17 protein-coding genes and 1 tRNA gene are annotated in these 17417 nt (G+C 62.6%); 12 read left to right on the forward strand and 6 right to left on the reverse strand.

Annotation, left to right across the window (positions count from 1 at the left end; genetic code table 11):
* The first annotated feature begins 364 nt into the window (after positions 1 to 364).
* Positions 365 to 1888 (forward strand): LysM peptidoglycan-binding domain-containing M23 family metallopeptidase, encoded by a 1524-nt coding sequence (locus tag A9K66_RS26645; protein WP_067329568.1) that lies wholly within the window; start codon positions 365 to 367, stop codon positions 1886 to 1888.
* Positions 1889 to 1991: 103 nt separating this feature from the next.
* On the opposite strand, the gene A9K66_RS26650 is transcribed toward A9K66_RS26645, so the two are convergent.
* Positions 1992 to 2864: an ATP-binding protein gene (locus tag A9K66_RS26650; protein ID WP_067329571.1), complete on the reverse strand. Its 873-nt coding sequence runs from the start codon at positions 2862 to 2864 to the stop codon at positions 1992 to 1994.
* 268 nt (positions 2865 to 3132) lie between these two features.
* Between A9K66_RS26650 and yajC the strand changes: the two genes are divergently transcribed.
* The 6 genes from yajC (at position 3133) to A9K66_RS26680 (ending at position 8901) form a co-directional block, all read left to right on the forward strand.
* Positions 3133 to 3471, forward strand: coding sequence for a preprotein translocase subunit YajC (gene yajC / locus A9K66_RS26655; protein ID WP_067000009.1), 339 nt, complete (start codon positions 3133 to 3135; stop codon positions 3469 to 3471).
* A 55-nt stretch (positions 3472 to 3526) separates the two neighbouring features.
* The gene (gene secDF / locus A9K66_RS26660; protein ID WP_067329574.1) at positions 3527 to 6082 is read left to right on the forward strand and encodes a protein translocase subunit SecDF; all 2556 of its coding nucleotides are present in this window, start codon (positions 3527 to 3529) and stop codon (positions 6080 to 6082) included.
* Between the two features lie 126 nt (positions 6083 to 6208).
* Positions 6209 to 6598: an Mth938-like domain-containing protein gene (locus A9K66_RS26665; RefSeq protein WP_067329577.1), complete on the forward strand. Its 390-nt coding sequence runs from the start codon at positions 6209 to 6211 to the stop codon at positions 6596 to 6598.
* Entirely contained in the window at positions 6598 to 7446 is an 849-nt protein-coding gene (locus A9K66_RS26670) for a phytoene/squalene synthase family protein (protein ID WP_067329580.1), read from the forward strand. The genes A9K66_RS26665 and A9K66_RS26670 overlap by 1 nt, the downstream gene beginning before the upstream one ends.
* A 79-nt stretch (positions 7447 to 7525) precedes the next feature.
* Positions 7526 to 7951, forward strand: coding sequence for a hypothetical protein (locus A9K66_RS26675; protein WP_067329583.1), 426 nt, complete (start codon positions 7526 to 7528; stop codon positions 7949 to 7951).
* On the forward strand, positions 7951 to 8901 hold the full coding sequence (locus tag A9K66_RS26680) for a sterol desaturase family protein (RefSeq protein WP_176477710.1): 951 nt from the start codon (positions 7951 to 7953) through the stop codon (positions 8899 to 8901). The genes A9K66_RS26675 and A9K66_RS26680 overlap by 1 nt, the downstream gene beginning before the upstream one ends.
* On the opposite strand, the gene trmFO is transcribed toward A9K66_RS26680, so the two are convergent.
* From trmFO to A9K66_RS26695, 3 genes are all read right to left on the reverse strand, one after another.
* Positions 8902 to 10311 carry a methylenetetrahydrofolate--tRNA-(uracil(54)-C(5))-methyltransferase (FADH(2)-oxidizing) TrmFO gene (gene trmFO / locus A9K66_RS26685; protein ID WP_067329587.1) on the reverse strand — a complete coding sequence of 470 codons (1410 nt, stop codon included), beginning with the start codon at positions 10309 to 10311 and terminating at the stop codon, positions 8902 to 8904.
* Positions 10312 to 10657: 346 nt separating this feature from the next.
* Positions 10658 to 10798: a DUF1127 domain-containing protein gene (locus A9K66_RS26690; RefSeq protein ID WP_067000031.1), complete on the reverse strand. Its 141-nt coding sequence runs from the start codon at positions 10796 to 10798 to the stop codon at positions 10658 to 10660.
* Between the two features lie 51 nt (positions 10799 to 10849).
* The gene (locus A9K66_RS26695; RefSeq protein WP_006335194.1) at positions 10850 to 10990 is read right to left on the reverse strand and encodes a DUF1127 domain-containing protein; all 141 of its coding nucleotides are present in this window, start codon (positions 10988 to 10990) and stop codon (positions 10850 to 10852) included.
* 232 nt (positions 10991 to 11222) lie between these two features.
* Here A9K66_RS26695 and A9K66_RS26700 point away from each other — a divergent pair, with 232 nt between their 5' ends.
* Positions 11223 to 12338 carry a DUF2157 domain-containing protein gene (locus A9K66_RS26700; RefSeq protein WP_067329590.1) on the forward strand — a complete coding sequence of 372 codons (1116 nt, stop codon included), beginning with the start codon at positions 11223 to 11225 and terminating at the stop codon, positions 12336 to 12338.
* Positions 12335 to 12916: a GDYXXLXY domain-containing protein gene (locus A9K66_RS26705; protein ID WP_067329593.1), complete on the forward strand. Its 582-nt coding sequence runs from the start codon at positions 12335 to 12337 to the stop codon at positions 12914 to 12916. Before A9K66_RS26700 ends, A9K66_RS26705 begins: the two co-directional genes overlap by 4 nt.
* A gap of 52 nt (positions 12917 to 12968) precedes the next feature.
* On the opposite strand, the gene A9K66_RS26710 is transcribed toward A9K66_RS26705, so the two are convergent.
* Complete coding sequence (locus A9K66_RS26710) at positions 12969 to 13820, reverse strand: hypothetical protein (protein ID WP_197507525.1); 852 nt, start codon at positions 13818 to 13820, stop codon at positions 12969 to 12971.
* Positions 13821 to 14226: 406 nt separating this feature from the next.
* Positions 14227 to 14311, reverse strand: a tRNA-Leu gene (locus A9K66_RS26715).
* Positions 14312 to 14653: 342 nt separating this feature from the next.
* Here A9K66_RS26715 and tig point away from each other — a divergent pair.
* The 3 genes from tig to A9K66_RS26730 all read left to right on the forward strand — a co-directional run.
* Positions 14654 to 16138, forward strand: a complete 1485-nt coding sequence (gene tig / locus A9K66_RS26720; protein ID WP_067329599.1) for a trigger factor — start codon at positions 14654 to 14656, stop codon at positions 16136 to 16138.
* A gap of 196 nt (positions 16139 to 16334) precedes the next feature.
* Positions 16335 to 16841 carry a hypothetical protein gene (locus A9K66_RS26725; protein ID WP_067000878.1) on the forward strand — a complete coding sequence of 169 codons (507 nt, stop codon included), beginning with the start codon at positions 16335 to 16337 and terminating at the stop codon, positions 16839 to 16841.
* Between the two features lie 289 nt (positions 16842 to 17130).
* Positions 17131 to 17417 (forward strand): c-type cytochrome (locus A9K66_RS26730; RefSeq protein ID WP_067329602.1); only part of this gene is annotated, 287 nt, incomplete at its 3' end.

Here is a 17417-nt window from a genome sequence, read left to right on the forward strand (position 1 = left end):
GCCGGCGGTCGTGTCGGGTGAAAAGAGAACATCGAAACGGTCGTGAGTCACGGCCGCGCCTCCCTTGACGTAGAAGAGGGCGTTGTCGACGCTGTACCCGACTTGGGCGGTCAGCAAGCCAAACCAAGCGAAGGCGTGGTCGTGTGAGGGTGGTGCCGCTGCTCGCCCGGTCTCATTTCGTGCGATTCGCCGGTTCCCGAGACGTCCGTCTCGTCTCGGCCGGCACGATCTGTCCGGACTTCGTCGCGCCTGTCGAAAAATGTTTTAAGAAAATTTTCGGCGGATTCTAATGGGTTAACCGGCCAGTAACATTAACGCGCTTTAATCATGACCAGTTTGTACCGGGTCTGTGCGGGTTAGTGCGATGCAATTCAATGGTTTGAAGGCAAACGGACGCAATCTGGCGCGCGGCTGCGCCGTCCTCATGATCGCCGGTGCCGCGGCAGGCTGCAGCTCCCAGGCGATGCGCTTCAATGGTGTCGACGACGTCTTCACATCGTCCACCAACAATCAGCGCGCCATCATCAACAAGCAGAATGTCGACCAGCCCTATCCGGGCGATACGGTCGCGCCGGCCCCAGTCGACGGCAGTCACACCCAGTCGGTGAGCCGCTCCAGTCTCGAACCGGTGACGTCCCAGCAATTGCCGCCGCCCTCGGCGCCGGCCGCCGCCAAGCCGATACGCACCGCCTCGGCCCCGGCACTTGCGCCGGCTCCTGCCGCGCCGCATCTCGACAGGACGGCCACCAACACAGTCGCGCCGGCCAAGCCGTTCAAGACCGCCGAGCCCGACGCGGTGCGCAACGCAAGCGCGGCGCCACACGCGACCGAGATCGTGGTGAGGGAAGGCGAGACGATTTCCGGTCTCGCTCGGCAATATCATGTGCCGGCCGATGCGATCATCAAGGTCAACGGGCTCGATGCCAACAAGGGCATCAGAACCGGCCAGAAGATCGTCATTCCGGCCTATGCCTATTCGAGCAAGGGCGGGCCGAAGGTTGCCGACAGCACCAAGCCCGCCAACACACCGAAGCAGCCCGCCGGCGCGCCGGAGAAGGTTGCCGTGCTGCCGCAGCAGCCAAAACTCAAGGACGGCAAATCCGCCGCGCAGGTCGATGCATCGGCGGCGGCCAGCGGTTCGAAGAGCGCCACGCCCGCCCAGATGGCCGAGGCAAAGCCGGCCGGCGCCGGCGGTACCTACACCGTTCAGCAGGGCGATTCCCTGTCTTCGATCGCCCGCAAGACCGGCGTCGGCGTCACGGCGCTCAAGCAGGCCAACGGCATGAAGGACGGCCTCTTGAAGATCGGCCAGACGCTCAAGGTTCCGGCCGGCGGCACCGTTGCCGTCGCTGCCGCGAAGCCTGTCGCGACCAAGCCGACCGTCGATCCGGTGACGACGGCAACCACGCAGCCGCCGGCAAAGACCACACCGTCGGAGACGCTCGCCTCCTACACGCCGCCGAAGAAGGACGCCAAGGTCATCCAGCAGGCCGAGGACGACGATGCAGTGGCGCCGGATGCGACCGGCATCGGCAAGATGCGCTGGCCGGTGCGCGGCCGCGTCATCTCCGGCTTCGGCTCCGGCAAGGACGGCGTCGACATCGCGGTGCCGGAAGGGACGCCGATCAAGGCGGCCGAAAACGGTGTCGTCATCTATGCCGGCGACGGCCTCAAGGAGTTCGGCAACACGGTGCTGGTGCGCCACGAGAACGGCCTGGTCACCGTCTACGGCCACGCCAGCTCGATCGAGGTGCAGCGCGGCCAGAAGGTCAAGCGCGGCCAGGAGATCGCGCTGTCCGGCATGAGCGGCACCACGGACTCGCCGAAGCTGCACTTCGAGGTGCGCAAGAACTCTGCCCCGGTCGATCCGAGCGGCTATCTCGAATAGAACAAGAACAAATTGCGGGCCGCCTGACCTCCAGTCCGGCCCGCCGGCTTCAGCCCGCTCCGCCAGGAGCGGGCTTTTTCAGTGCAGCCGGTGATATGGGCTATCAGTCCTTGAGCGGCTTGCCGAGCCGTCCGGCAAGATCCTGGGTGAACTGCCAGGCGACGCGGCCGGAGCGGCTGCCGCGCGTCGTTGCCCATTCCAAGGCTTCCGCGCGCAACGTCTCGGGATCAATCGCGAGGGCATGGTAACGGACATAGCCGTCGATCATGTCGAGATATTCGTCCTGCGAGCATTTGTGGAAGCCGAGCCACAGGCCGAAGCGGTCGGAGAGCGAGACTTTCTCCTCCACCGCTTCCGACGGGTTGATCGCGGTCGAGCGCTCATTGTCGATCATATCGCGCGGCAACAGATGGCGCCGGTTCGACGTGGCGTAGAAGATGACATTGGCCGGACGGCCCTCGACGCCGCCTTCGAGCGCTGCCTTGAGCGACTTGTAGGAAGTGTCGTCATGGTCGAAGGAAAGATCGTCGCAAAACAGGATGAAGTGGTAGGGCGCCGCCTTCAAAGGGCTCATCAGCTTGGGCAGGGTGTCGATGTCCTCGCGATGGATCTCGATCAGCTTCAGCGGCCGGTCGAGCTTGTCCGAGGCATTGACCTTGGCGTGCACGGCCTTGACCAGCGACGACTTTCCCATGCCGCGCGCGCCCCAGAGCAGCACATTGTTGGCGGCGAAGCCGGACGCGAAGCGCTCGGTGTTGTCGAGCAGGATGTCGCGGACCCGGTCAACGCCGCGGATCAGGCCGATGTCGACGCGATTGACCTTGTGGACCGGCTCCAGGTAGCCCGGATCGGCCTGCCAGACGAAGCAATCGGCCAAGCCGAGGTCGGTCTCGGGAACCGGTGGCGGGGCGAGACGGGAGACCGCGTCGATCAGGCGGTCGAGCTTTTTGTTCAGGGCATCCAGGCTATCGGTCATTTCCGGTCTTTTTCGCTTCGGCAATCGCGGAACGTGAAACGGATCCGCGGCTGCGCACCAAGAACCAACTGCAAGCTTCTGTTGTAGCACGATCTTTTCGGCCGGCTCCAACCGGCTTCCGGCTGCGACGCTCTAGCACGCGCCAAACGGCTGGAAAAGCAACGGATTCGGCGGGTCGCGCAGTTGCATTGGCAACTTTACCGACTATATTCCGGCCAAAATTTCGCGGGGCCGTCCCGGCGGTATTTCACCATCCAGGAGTTTCTTGATGTTCGTCACACCGGCATACGCCCAAGGCGTCGGCACCTCGCCCGATATGTTCATCAGCATTTTGCCGTTTGTCCTGATTTTCGTGATCATGTATTTTCTGATCATCAGGCCGCAGCGCACGCAGCTGAAGAAGCGCCAGGAAATGCTGGCCGCAGTGCGCCGCGGCGATACGGTGGTGACCGGCGGCGGCTTCGTCGGCAAGGTGACCAAGGTGATCGACGACAACGAGCTGGAGATCGACCTTGGCGGCGGGACCAAGGTGACGGCGCTGCGCTCGACGATCTCCGACGTGCGCGTCAAGGGCGAACCGGTGGCGAACCAGAACGCCAAGAAGTAATCACCACCTCGATGGCGGAACGCTGCCGCTTGTACGCCTGAACGGATAAGAACGAATGCTTTATTTCTCGCGCCTGAAGATGATCCTGATCTGGCTGGCCGTGGCCGTCACAGTGGTCCTCGCCGCGCCCAACCTGTTCCCTGCAAGCATGCTGGCGCAACTGCCGAGCTGGGTGCCAAAGCGGCAGATGACGCTCGGCCTCGACCTTCAGGGCGGCTCGCACATCCTGCTTGAAATGAATCAGAACGATCTGATCAAGGATAGGATGGAGACGACGCGCGACGAGATCAGGACGCTGCTGCGCGAGGCCAATCCCAAGATCAATTACACCGGCCTTTCCGGTTCCGGCCGCACCGTGCAGGTTCGCATCACGGACCAGGCTCAACTCGACCAGGCCAAGAAAGTCCTGAAGCCGCTGACCGATCCGGTGGCGGCTGGACTGTTCAGCGGCGGCTCCATCCAGGAAATGTCGCTGGATGACTCCGAGCCCGGCCTGCTCAAATTCACGGTCACCGACGCCGGCCTGAAATACCGCACCTCAACGGCTCTGTCGCAGTCGATCGAAGTGGTCGAGCGCCGCGTCAACGAGCTCGGCACGACCGAGCCGATCGTGCAGCGGCAGGGCGACGACCGCATCCTTGTCCAGGTGCCGGGCCTGCAGGATCCGCAGCGGCTGAAGGAGATTCTCGGACAGACCGCCAAGCTGACCTTCCAGATGGTCGACCAGTCGATGCCTGTGCAGGATGCGCTGAAGGGCCGTCCGCCCGCAGGCTCTTCCGTCCTCTACTCGCAAGACGATCCGCCGGTCCCCTATCTCATCGAAAACCGCGTCATCGTTTCCGGCGAAAATCTGGTCGACGCGCAGGCGACCTACAATTCGCAGACCAACGAGCCGGTGGTTTCATTCCGTTTCGATTCCAAGGGAGCGACACGGTTCGGCCAGGCGACGGCGCAGAATGTCGGCAAGCTGTTCGCCATCGTCCTCGACAACCAAGTGATTTCGGCGCCGCAGATCCGTGAGCCGATCCTGGGCGGTACCGGGCAGATTTCCGGCAATTTCACCCCGCAGAGCGCCAATGACCTTGCCGTGCTGCTGCGCGCCGGCGCGCTGCCGGCAACGCTGACGGTCATCGAAGAGCGAACGGTCGGTCCAGGCCTCGGCCAGGATTCCATCCATGCCGGCAAGGTGGCGGGCGTGATCGGTTCGATCCTCGTCGTCGCCTTCATGTTCGTCGCATACGGCTTCCTCGGCTTCCTCGCCAACATCGCGCTGGCCGTCCACGTGGCGATGATCGTTGCGCTGCTGTCGCTGCTGGGCGCCACGCTCACTTTGCCCGGCATCGCCGGCATCGTGCTCACCATCGGCATGGCGGTGGACTCCAACGTTCTGATCTATGAACGCATTCGAGAGGAGCGGCGACTTGGCCGCTCGGTGATCCAGTCGATCGACACCGGCTTCGCCAAGGCGCTGGCAACGATCGTCGACTCCAATGTCACGTCGCTGATTGCCACCGTGGTGCTGTTCTGGCTGGGCACAGGACCGGTCAAGGGTTTCGCCATCACCTATGCGATCGGCATTCTGACCACCGTTTTCACCGCCTTCACCTTCACCCGCATGCTGGTGTCGATCTGGCTGCGCCGCGCCCGTCCGAAGGAATTGCCGCGCGCGCCGGTCACCTTCATTCCGCCCGGCACCAGGATCCCGTTCATGGGTATCCGCCGCTGGACGTTCGCTTTGTCCAGCATCTTGTCGATCCTGTCAGTTGTCGGGTTCCTCACCATCGACATCAATTACGGCATCGACTTCAAGGGCGGCTCGATGATCGAGGTGCAGTCCAAGCAGGGCGACGCCGATCTCGGTGACATCCGCAACAGGCTCTCCGAGCTCAACATCGGCGAGATCCAGGTGCAGCAGTTCGGCGCGCCGAACGACGTTCTGATCCGCGTCAGCACGCAGGACGCCGGCGAGAATGCCGAGCAGACCGTCATCGACAAGGTGCGCGGCGAACTGCAGGACCAGTATGACTTCCGCCGCGTGGAGGTGGTCGGACCGACGGTCTCCGGCGAGCTCGCCAAGCAAGGCACGATCGCCATGCTCATCGCGCTGGTCGGCATCCTGCTCTATGTGTGGTTCCGCTTCGAGTGGCAGTTCGCCGTCGGCGCCATCATCGCCACGGTGCACGATGTGGTGATGACCATCGGCTTCTTCGTCATAACCGGACTGGAATTCAACCAGTCGTCGCTCGCGGCGATCCTGACCATCATCGGCTACTCACTCAACGACACCATCGTCGTCTATGACCGCGTCCGCGAAGACTTAAGAAAATACAAAAAGATGCCGTTGCCGCAGCTGTTGAACAACGCCATCAACGAGACGCTGTCCAGAACCACGCTGACCTCGGTGACCACCATCCTTGCGCTGTTGGCACTGGTGCTGTTCGGCGGCGAGGTGATCCGCTCCTTCACGCTGGCGATGCTGTTCGGCGTGGTGTTCGGCACCTATTCGTCGATCTTCATCGCCGCGCCGCTGCTGATCCTCTTCAAGCTCAGGCCGCAGGCCGCAGCCGCCGAAGAGACCAAGCCGGCGAACGGCAAGGCCGTGGCGACCTGAAGCCGTCAGAGCCGGATGATCTCAGGTCGAGTCGAACTGAGATCTGAATCCGCTCTAAATCAAAGAGATAGAGCATAATGTCGTCCGAAAACCGCTCCACCCTTTTCGGCATCATGCTCTAGCCCCATGGCCAAAGGCATCGTCATCCGAGAGGCGCATTTCCCGGGCAGGGCGCCGGTCGAGGCCTATGGCAATGGCGGGTTCCGCTTTGCCGACATGTCGCATCGAGGCTCGCTGCTGTGCCTGCCGTCCGGTATCCATGGCTGGGAGCCGGCCGATCCGCTGGCGCTAAAAGCTTCGGACTTCGACAAGCTGTTCGCCCAGGCCGACAAGGTAGAAATCCTGCTGGTCGGCACCGGCAAGGATCTGCGGCCGCTGCCGGCTGCACTCCGCTCCGCGCTGAAAGAGGCCGGCATTTCGGCCGACCCGATGTCGACGGGCGCGGCCGTGCGCACCTACAACGTGCTGCTGGCCGAGGACCGTGCCGTGGCCGCAGCGCTGATCGCCGTCGATTGATGGCCGACATGTCCAACATCGTCATGGATGCGGTGCGTGCCGCAGACCATGATCGCTATCTGTCCGCGCTTTACGCGCCCGCCGAGAGGCGTGACGCGTTGCTTGCGCTCTATGCCTTCAATGCCGAGGTCGCCAGCGTTCGCGACCGCATCCAGGAGCCGCTGCCGGGCGAGGTCCGGCTGCAATGGTGGCGCGATGTCATCTTGGCCGAGGGCGAGGCGGAGACAGGTCATCCGACCGCCGACGCGCTGAGGGCGGCGATTGCCGCCAACCATCTGCCGAAGGCCGCTTTCGAGAACATGCTCGAAGCGCGTATCTTCGATCTCTACAACGATCCGATGCCGTCGCGGACCGACCTTGAGGGTTATTGCGGCGAGACGGCCGCGGCGATCATCCAGCTTGCGGCCATGGTGCTCGATCCGAATGCCGCGCCACGCTTTGCCGAACTGGCGGGCAGGGCGGGCTGCGCGCAGGCCATCACCGGCTTGCTGCTTTTGTTGCCGCTGCACCGTCGCCGTGGACAGTGCTTTATCCCCTCTGATATCCTGGCAGCCGCCGGCACCTCGCCGGAAGAGTTCGTCAAGGGCGACGGCGATGCTGCCGCGGAGCGCGCGGTCGGGGCGATGATCGCGCTGGCGCGAGAGCATCTCGGCGCTTTCGAGAAGGGCGCGTCGGCTCTCCCCGCGTCGCTGCGCCCCGCCTTCCTGCCGCTGGCGCTCACACATGCCTATCTCGACAGGATGGAAAAGCCGGGTCGGTCTCCACTCGGGGGCACTTCGACCCTCTCAACCCTGCGCCGGCACTGGCTGCTCTTGCGTCATGCCATGCATGGCTGGACGCCCCTTTGACGTAAACGTCAACCATGCTAGGGGTTCTGCGCGTGGACTCGCATCAGAGAAATGCGAGCCAGCGGAGGACCGCCTTTCCATGAGCCTGCCAGTTTTGGTCGTCCTTGTCGTGTTCGGCATCGCGCTGTCGGTGGCGGCCGTGCATTTCACCGGCGGTACGGCGACCGCGACGCTTGCCGGGGCTGAACACGCGCTCGCACGTTTTGCCGAAGACTTTCCAGACGAAAAGCCTGGGGCGGTCAGGCTGACATCGGACAGGCAAGCCGCCATCCTGGAACTCGACCCGCAGCGCTGCGGCATCGTCCAGAGCATCGGCGACTGTTTCCTAACCCGCATCGTCACGCCGCGGGATGTGCTCGCCCTGGTGCGGGAAGGTAATGTCTTGTCGCTGAAAATGGATGATTTCACCTGGAAAGGCGGGCGGTTTGCCCTCGCCGACGAGGCAGACGCGCTGACCGTGGCGGCGGTGCTGCTGAGGCACGATCAGATCCGAGAGGCGGCGTGATGGACGATTACAATTTCCCGCAGGTCACCCAGCTTGCCATCCCGTTCTTCGTCACGGCGATCCTGATCGAGCTCTGGCTGGTACGCACCGGCCGCGCCAAGGGATCGTTCGAGACGCGCGACACGCTGGCCAGCCTGATGATGGGGACGGGCAATGTCGTCGCCGGCCTGCTGCTCGGTGTCGTATCCTACTGGGCGCTGCTGTGGCTCTGGCAGTTCCGTTTCTTCAATCTCGGCCTGTCGATCTGGGTGTTTGTCGCCGCCTTCCTGCTCGATGATTTGCGTTACTATGTCTACCACCGCATCGCGCATCGGGTGCGCTGGGTTTGGGCCGAGCACGTCAACCATCATTCCAGCCAGCATTACAATCTCTCGACGGCGCTCCGGCAAAGCTGGACCGGTCTCTTCACCTTCATGTTCGTGCTGCAGGCGCCGCTGGTGCTGCTCGGCTTCCATCCGGCCGTCATTGCGTTCGTCTTCGGCTTCAACCTCGTCTGGCAGTTCTGGATCCACACCGAAACGATCGGCAAGATGTGGGGCTGGTTCGAATTCGTCTTCAACACGCCCTCGCACCACCGCGTCCACCACGCCACCAATCCGCGCTATCTGGACGCCAACTATGCCGGCACGCTGATCATCTGGGACCGCATGTTCGGCACTTTCGTTGCGGAACTGGACGAGGACCGGCCGCGCTACGGCATTGTCAAGAACATCGGCACCTTCAACCCGCTGAAGGTCGCCTTCCATGAATGGATCGGCATGTTCAAGGATGCGATGATGCCGGGACTGACGCTCGGCCAGCGTCTCAGCTATCTGATCCGGCCGCCAGGCTGGAGCCATGACGGCTCGCGCGATACGTCGGAGACGTTGAAGGCGGCCTATGTGCGGAGGAATCCGTCCGAAGCAGGAAAGCCGGGATTGCCGGCGGCGAGTGCCGAGCCGGCGGAGTAGCTATTCCGCTGCCTGCGCCTGCGAAGGCAGGCCCAGCCACACGCGACAATCGGCCAATGCGCGCGCCGTGATCGCGCGGCGCTTGGCAACGGTCTTGTCCTTGCCGCGCAGGCGCTTGCCTTCGGACTTTGGAGCCTCGATCGGCGGGAACAGGCCGAAATTGACGTTCATCGGCTGGAAGGAGCGCTTGCCCGGCTCGTCGTCGGAGACGATGTGGCCGCCGGTAATATGGTTGAGCAGCGCGCCGAAGGCCGTGGTCGACGGCGGCAGTGAGGCCGCCCGGCCGAGCCGTTCGGCCGCGGCGAAGCGGCCGGCGAGCAGGCCGATCGCGGCGCTTTCGACATAGCCTTCGCACCCGGTGATCTGGCCGGCAAAACGCAGGCCGGGGCGCGACTTCAGCTGCAGCGACGGATCGAGCAGCGTCGGCGAGTTGATATAAGTGTTGCGGTGCAGGCCGCCGAGGCGGGCGAATTCGGCATTCTCCAGTCCGGGAATGGTGCGGAAGATGCGGACCTGCTCGGCATGCTTCAGCTTGGTCTGGAAACCGACCATGTTGTAGAGCGTGCCCAGCGCATTGTCCTGGCGAAGCTGCACCACTGCATAGGCTTTGACCGACGGATTGTGGACGTTGGTCAGCCCCATCGGCTTCATCGGCCCGTAGCGCAGCGTCTCGACGCCGCGCTCGGCCATCACCTCGATCGGAAGGCAGCCGTCGAAATAGGGCGTGCCTTCCCACTGCTTGAACTCGGTCTTTTGGCCCTCCAGCAACGCCGCCACGAAGTCGAGATATTGCTCCTTGTCCATCGGGCAGTTGATGTAGTCCTTACCGGTGCCGCCGGGGCCAACTTTGTCGTAGCGCGACTGGTACCAGCAGGTGTTCATGTCGATGGTGTCGAAATGCACGATCGGCGCGATGGCGTCGAAAAAGGCGAGCGCATCGGCGCCGGTTGCTTCGGCAATCGACTGCGCAAGCGAAGGCGCGGTCAGCGGACCGGTGGCGATGATCGCCTGGTCCCAATCCGCCGGCGGAAGTCCAGGCACTTCCTCGCGCTGGATGGTAATCAGCGGATGCGCTTCGATTTTTGCGGTTACTGCGTCGGAAAAACCGTCGCGGTCGACGGCTAAAGCGCCGCCGGCCGGGACTTGGTGCGCGTCGCCGGCGCTCATGATCAGCGAGCCGGCGAGCCGCATTTCGGCATGGAGCAAGCCAACTGCATTGGTCTCGGCGTCGTCCGAGCGGAACGAGTTGGAGCAGACGAGCTCGGCGAGCCCGTCGGTCTTGTGCGCGTCGGTGCCGCGCACCGGGCGCATCTCGTGCAGCACGACCGGCACGCCGGCTTCTGCGATCTGCCATGCGGCTTCGGAGCCGGCGAGGCCGCCGCCGATGACGTGAACGGGATCTTTGCTCATGAGCGCCGAGATAGTCGCTTGGCGCGGCGAATGCAATTAGGCTTCGACGGGCCGACTACCTCCAAAACAACAACACCCGCCGGGGGAGGAGGTCCGGCGGGTGTCGTTTTGGGGGTCGATCCTCGGGAGGAGGTGAAGATCGACCATATTCGTCATTGCCGGGGAGGAGGTCGGCCCTGACGAAATTCCTTCCGCCAATTGAAGGGGCGGATCCTTTCGGAGAACAACGCCCGCCGGGGGAGGAGGTCCGGCGGGCGCCGTTTCGGTGGTCAACCTTCGGGAGGAGGTAAAGGCTGACCGTATCCGTCAGGGTCGGGGAGGAGGTCGACCCTGGCGAGATTCCTTGTCAAACCGCCTTGCGGGCGATCATCTTGATCTCGTCGCGAACGATGCCGAGATCATTGAGCTGGCGGTTCGAAAGCCGACCCAGCTCAGAAACCGTCTCGCGATAAACGCGCCAGTTACGGTAGCTGCGGATCAGGTTCATTGTCTTGCTCTTCTCAAAAACTGGTTCGGACCATTCGCGGTCCGAAGCGGATTAGACCGCCTTGCGAGCGACGTAGTGAATGTCGCTGCGGCTGATGCCGAGGTCGGTCAGTTCACGGTTCGACAGGCGGCTCAGCTCGGAAACGGTGTCCCGGTAGCGGCGCCAGTTGCGGTAGTTGCGGATCAGGTTCATGGTAGTGCTCGTTTCGTCTTTGGTTCGGATCATTCCGTTTGTGTACGAACGGAAAATAGGCAGGGTCATATCGGTTTAAAAGTGCCATTGGTGCATGGCAGCAATGCAAATTGTGCAATGCAACATTAACGGCGATTCACGCTTGCGTCATAAGGAAGACCGAATCGGAAAATGCCGTTGCGTCAACGATTTGCGGCGCGAGGTAGTAAAATGGCCAAGCTCGGGGGAACGGATGGCGGGCTATGCGACGAAGGTGAGGGCCGATATTGCCCGCTGGCGGCAGGCGGGCCTGATCGACGCGCCGACGGCGGACGCATTGACGCGTGACGTTGCCGCCAGCGATCGCGCCTCGCTGAGCTTCGGCTCTATCCTGGCGATGATGGCGGCGTTGCTGTTCGGTGCCGCGATCCTGATCTTCGTCGCCGCCAACTGGGAAGCCATTCCGCGCCTGGCGCGCGTGACGGCGCTGTTTGCTGTCATCCTCGGCGGTTATGTCGCTGGCGCCGTTCTGAAGACACGCGACCATGCGGCGATCGGTGAGGCGCTATGGATCATCGCCGCCGCGGCCTTTGGCGGGTCAATCGCGCTGATCGGTCAGATGTATCATCTGTCGGGCGACGAGGCTTCGGCATTGCTGACGTGGTGCGCCGGCACGGCGCTGGCGGCGGTCGCATTGCGCTCGAACCCGCTCACCGTCGCCTCCGTCGGCATCGCCGATGCCTGGCTGTTCCTTAAATGGGGAGGATTTTTCCGCCGGGCCGAGTTCCCGCATCTCTTCGCCGCTATCGTGCTGGTGCTGTTCGCCATTTCATTCTGGACACGCAGCCAGGTGGCGCGGCACGTCATCATCCTTTCGATCGTATTCTATCTCCTGCTGCTGGCGATCGACCACAACACGCTCCAGGTCGCGATTCCGCTCGTGCTCGTCTCGATGCTGCTGTTCGCGGCAGCGATCTTTGTCGCCGAACCCGTCGACAGCGTCGTGCAACTCGGCGGCAGGCTGCCATTGCATGCGCTCATCGGCTTTCTTGCCGGCCTCGCAATGGTCCAGTTCGAACTGGCCGATGAGGCGAGCTACAACAGCGGCTTTGCCATTGCCTCGGCAGCCGCGCTTGCCGGCATCGTCGCGGCGATCATGCTCGGCGGCCGTGAAAGCAGAGGCTTGCGCTGGGTGGCGTATGCCGGCTTTGCCTTCGAGCTCGCCATTATCTATGTGGTGATGTTGCAGTCGATGCTCGACACGGCTGGCTTCTTCCTGTCCGCGGCCGTGCTGCTGGGAATACTGGCGCTGGTCATCATCCGCGTTGAAAAACGAATGAAGACGCCCGCCGGAGGAGCAGCGGCATGAGCGGCAAAAGACTGATCATCGCGGCCCTGGTGACGGCGCTTGTCCAAATCGGCTTGCTGGGCTGGATCATCGCCGGACGCGCGGCGATCCTGCGCAACGGCAAGGAGGTCCTGCTCAAGGTTGAGCCCGTTGACCCGCGCGATCTTCTGCGCGGCGATTATATCTCGCTTGGCTATGACATCTCGCGCATCCCGGTGAAGCTTATCGCCAACATTCGGCCGGGCAAGTTCACCAGCAATGACTCCGAGATCGTCGTCAGGTTGAAGAAGGCTGTGGACGGCTACTGGCAGCCGAGCGCGGCATGGTTCGATCAGGCGCCGGCGCCTGCCGCTTCCGATGAGGCCGACATTGTCGGGCATGTAGCGGATGGCTGGGATCTGCGCTCACCCGAGATGACGATCACGCCGGAATACGGGATCGAGCGTTTCTACCTGCCGGAGGGCAAGGGGATGGCGATCCAGAACGACATGCGCGTGCGGCCGTTCGGCGTCAAGCTGGCGCTCTCCGCCAATGGCAAGGCGCAGATCAAGGCGCTCATGGACGGCGACAAGACGCTGTTCGAGGAGCCGCTTTATTAGTGTGTTCGGGCCTGGGCGTCAGCGCGACGGTCCGCGTTAACGACGGTCCTGGTTATGGCCGGACATCGCCCGTCTCGGCGATGATTTTGGGATAGGGACCGATCGATATCGTATAGCTGAAGTCCGCTACGCCTTTCTCCTGCTTGTGTGTCGAGGGGCTGCGCACAATCCAGTCGTAGATGCCTGAGACCTTGCAGCGATCGTTGGCGCAGCTGACCGCAATGCTGTCATTGCGGACGTTGTATCCGCGTTCAGGCCATCGCTGGTAATAGCTCCTCTTGTCCTCAATGATCGAACTTAGGTTCGTCAACTTGCCATGATAGTCGACCGTGGGAGCGTAGGACGCCTGAGCCTGAGCAAGAGCGAAATCGTTGTTATCGCCATGATGCTCGATGAGGTCCCTGACGAAGGTGACCGCAACGCCTTCCGGCTGTTGCCTGGCGTCGGGCGCAGGAGCGGACACGGACGCAGGATCCGGCGTCGTTGATACCTGCAATGCATCTGCTGGCGGCTGGTTCGCTGCGGCATTGGTCACACGCAACTCTGCCATTTCGCTGGCCGACAGGTACCGTATGTCATGCTTGTCATAGCTCGAAGCCAATTCCATCAGCTTGGGATCCGCTCCCATCTCGACCACATAGGATATGATTGCGGCCGTGCCGAACTGGAAACGGGCCTCCGCGTCTTCATTTGACATCCCGTCGGCCGGTTTGAGGGACGGCCGATGAACGCCGATGGAACCTGGTTCGGCAACGCGGTGGACGCCGCCCAGGAAGGCCAGTGAGCAGGCTGAGGCGCACTGCAATTGGCGAAGCTGAAAAGTATCCAACCCCGCCGCGCGGATCAGTCGCCCCAAGCGAATCGCACTGCCGACGTTGCCGCCGCGGGAGTTGAATACGATCATCCTGGCCCTGCTGCTCGCAACCGCGTTGCTGAAGGCGTTCAGGGGTTCATTGGCGCCAAACTCACCGGATACAAGAAGCATTGGCTGCTGGCCCGGAGAGGAAACCGAAGTGTACTCCAAGGCCTCAACGTGACATGTCGCTGCCGCGACAGCCGACCCAGCCGCCAGAACCAGAGAAACTAGGCGCACAAGCTGACAGAGCCCCAACCTGCCTGTTGCTGCGACTAAGAACCTGTTGACGCGCTATTTCAAGGGAATTGCACACGAAAAAGCGGATTGTCTGCTCGAGCCTTGCGTGCGCCGCCAGAAGTTGATGGCTCCGGTCCTTCCTTGCAAAGGTTCGGGGACACGCTTCGCTCTGACGACCATAGGGTGACCTACACCAGAAGCTCGCCAAGGCGAAGGGTGGTGCGGATGAAGGGACTCGAACCCCCACGCCTTTCGGCACTGGAACCTAAATCCAGGGCGTCTACCAATTCCGCCACATCCGCGTTCCCCGGCAATCCCATGTAGCCATCATTCTGTCAATGTCGCGGTCCAAGTCACCGTCATTCTCGTAATCGCGAAGATGGTTGAAAATTAGCCTAGCCTGTGACAAAAGGCGTGTCGAATGTGACGGGACGCGACTATCCGCTTCTGCCGAATGTAAGAAGAAGTAGGAAAAACAAAGACTTCTTCACATTTTGGAAGCGCAGTTCAGGAGAGTTTGAGCCGCATTGGCGGTCAAATCACCAGGTTCCGTACCAAAGCCATTTCCGGCAAGAATATACCGGCAGGCTGTAAACGGCTAAGGACCGTTTGGCAGCCTCGTTGGTGAAAACAAAGGTTTTAGGATGCAGGTCACCGAAACGCTCAACTCCGGTCTCAAGCGCGAGATCAAGATCACCGTGCCGGCCGGTGACATGGAAGCCAAGCTGATGGCGCGGCTGAACGACGCCCGCGGCAAGGTGCGGATCAACGGTTTCCGCCCGGGCAAGGTGCCGGTGCAGCACCTGCGCAAGATGTACGGCAAGTCGTTCATGGCCGAGGTGGTCAACGAGATCCTCAACGACTCGACCCGCTCGATCATCTCGGGCCGCGGCGAAAAGGCCGCCATGCAGCCTGAAGTCATCATGACCGAGGACGAGAAGGAGGCGGAGAAGATCCTGGCCGGCGGCGCCGACTTCGAGTTCCGCCTCAATTACGAGGTCATCCCGGCCATCGAGGTCAAGGATTTCTCCGACATCAAGGTGACGCGTCAGGTTTACGACGTGCCGGAATCGGAGGTCGACGACCAGGTGAAGCGGGTCGCTGAATCGGCTCGCAGCTACGAGCCCAAGGAGGGCAAGGCCGCCGAAGGCGATCGCGTGAGCATCGATTATGTCGGCAAGATCGGCGGCGAGGCGTTCGCCGGCGGCGCCGGCACCGACCAGCCGCTGGTGCTGGGCTCGAAAGAGTTCATCCCGGGCTTCGAGGACCAACTGGTCGGCACCAAGGCGGGCGATGAGAAGCAGGTCACGGTGACCTTCCCGGAGAACTACCAGGCAGCGCATCTGGCCGGCAAGGAAGCCACCTTCGACGTCACCGTCAAGGAAGTGGCCAAGCCCGGCGCGCTCGAGATCAATGACGAGACGGCCAAGAACCTTGGCCTGGAATCGCTGGAGCGCCTGCGCGAGATCGTGCGCGGCCAGATCGAGAACCAGTTCGGTTCCATGACCCGCCAGAAGGTGAAGCGCCAGCTCCTCGACCAGCTCGATGCCGCCTATTCCTTCGAGGCGCCGTCGAAGCTCGTCGAGGCCGAGTTCAACAACATCTGGGCGCAGGTCAACCGCGACCTCGAAGCCGCCGGCCGTACCTTTGCCGACGAAGAAACGACGGAGGAAGAGGCGCGCGCCGAATATATGCGCCTGGCCGAACGTCGCGTGCGTCTCGGCTTGGTTCTTGCCGAGATCGGCGAGAAGGCCGGGGTCACCGTGTCGGACGATGAACTGCAGCGCGGCCTGTTCGAGCAGGTTCGCCGCTTCCCGGCCAACCAGCAGCAGGAAGCTTTCGAGTTCTACCGCAGCAACCCCGAGGCGATCAATTCGCTCCGCGCGCCGATGTTCGAGGAAAAGGTCGTCGACTATTTGCTGGGCCAGATTTCAGTCGAGGACGTGAAGGTCAGCAAGGAAGAGCTGATGGCGGACGACGAGGAGGCCGAGAGCGCCAGCAAGGCGAAGCCGGCGAAGAAGGCTTCCTCCAAGAAAGCCGAGGCCAAGGCCGGCGAAGCAGCCGGTGAGGCGGAAGAGCCCAAGAAGAAGGCCGCGCCGAAGAAGAAGGCCGCCAAGGACGCCGAGTAAAACCGGCGATAAGCTGATTTCGAAAGGCCGCCCACGAGGCGGCCTTTTTCGTTCATGTTCTCTGTTGTTGCTGCGGGGCAACACCACCCGCTTCAGATGAATGCACGCTGCTGGCGATACCGAACATTGATGATTATCTGCTCGATATCACATTGCGCAGGGTCGTTTGGAGGCGTCGGTGGGTGTGGCATTCACGATGAGGGGCGTGGTCGTTACCGCGGCGCTCTTGCTTGCCGCGGCCGGTGTGGCAGAGGCCGGACCCGATCTCGGCAACTGGCGCGTCGACGCCGGCAACGACGGCCAGGTCACTGCGTCGCTATACGCCACCAACAAGCTGATCACCGGCGGCGGCGCGCTGGGCTACAGTCCGGTGCTGACGCTGGCTTGTCGACCGGGCGGCGAACCGCGTTGGAGCGAATGGCTGCAACTCAACGATTCAGTCTCCGCCAGCCGCAAGATCACCATGTCGGTCATGGTCGATGGCGGCGGCAAGTTCGATGAAAGCTGGTCTGTCGGCCCACGCGGTAAAATGCTGGTCAGGGACGGAGCCGATGGCATCAAGCGGCTGGTTTCGGCGAGCCGGCTGTTGCTGTCATGGCGCTTCGGCCTGCTGTCGGGACGCGGCGAGGCCGATTTCGAACTCGCCGGACTGTCCGAGGCGATCGGACAGATGGCTGCAAGCTGCAATACCGATCCGCCGTGACTCTCAGCACACGGCCTAAGGCGCGTCGCGAGGAGCCGGACTCAGGCGACGCGCTTTAGGTCCGTGTTTTGATGCATGTCGTTCTGCCAGAACCGCTGCGCAGCTTGGGCGACGTGCACCTTCGCACAAATTGCCGTTTCTACCCATTGGCTTGATGCTGTGGTATGTAGATGCCGCAATTCCATTGGTGGGACCACGGATATTCCGCTCTACCGTGCAGGCCGCCCCAGCGCAGCTGGCGTGGTGCGGATCGTCCGGCGCAAATGACGATCGATCAGGGAGGAATGCCATGCGTGCAATCGCACTTTTCATCGCCTCGTCGGCCACGATCTTCCTTGCAAGCGCTTCGCGGGCGCAGGATGCCGCCGCGGGCGAGAAGGTCTTCACCAAGTGCAAGGTCTGCCACATTGCAGACCAGGACCAGAACAAGGTTGGCCCCTCTCTGAACGGCGTCATCGGGCGCACCGCGGGCACGCATCCCGGTTTCACTTATTCCATGGCCATGACCGAGGCCGGCAAATCCGGCATCAAATGGGATGAGCCCACGCTGACGAAGTATCTTCAGGACCCCAGGGG

Origin of the sequence: Mesorhizobium sp. AA23, assembly GCF_001672435.1 — a bacterium.
In the GTDB taxonomy this organism is placed as follows: domain Bacteria; phylum Pseudomonadota; class Alphaproteobacteria; order Rhizobiales; family Rhizobiaceae; genus Mesorhizobium.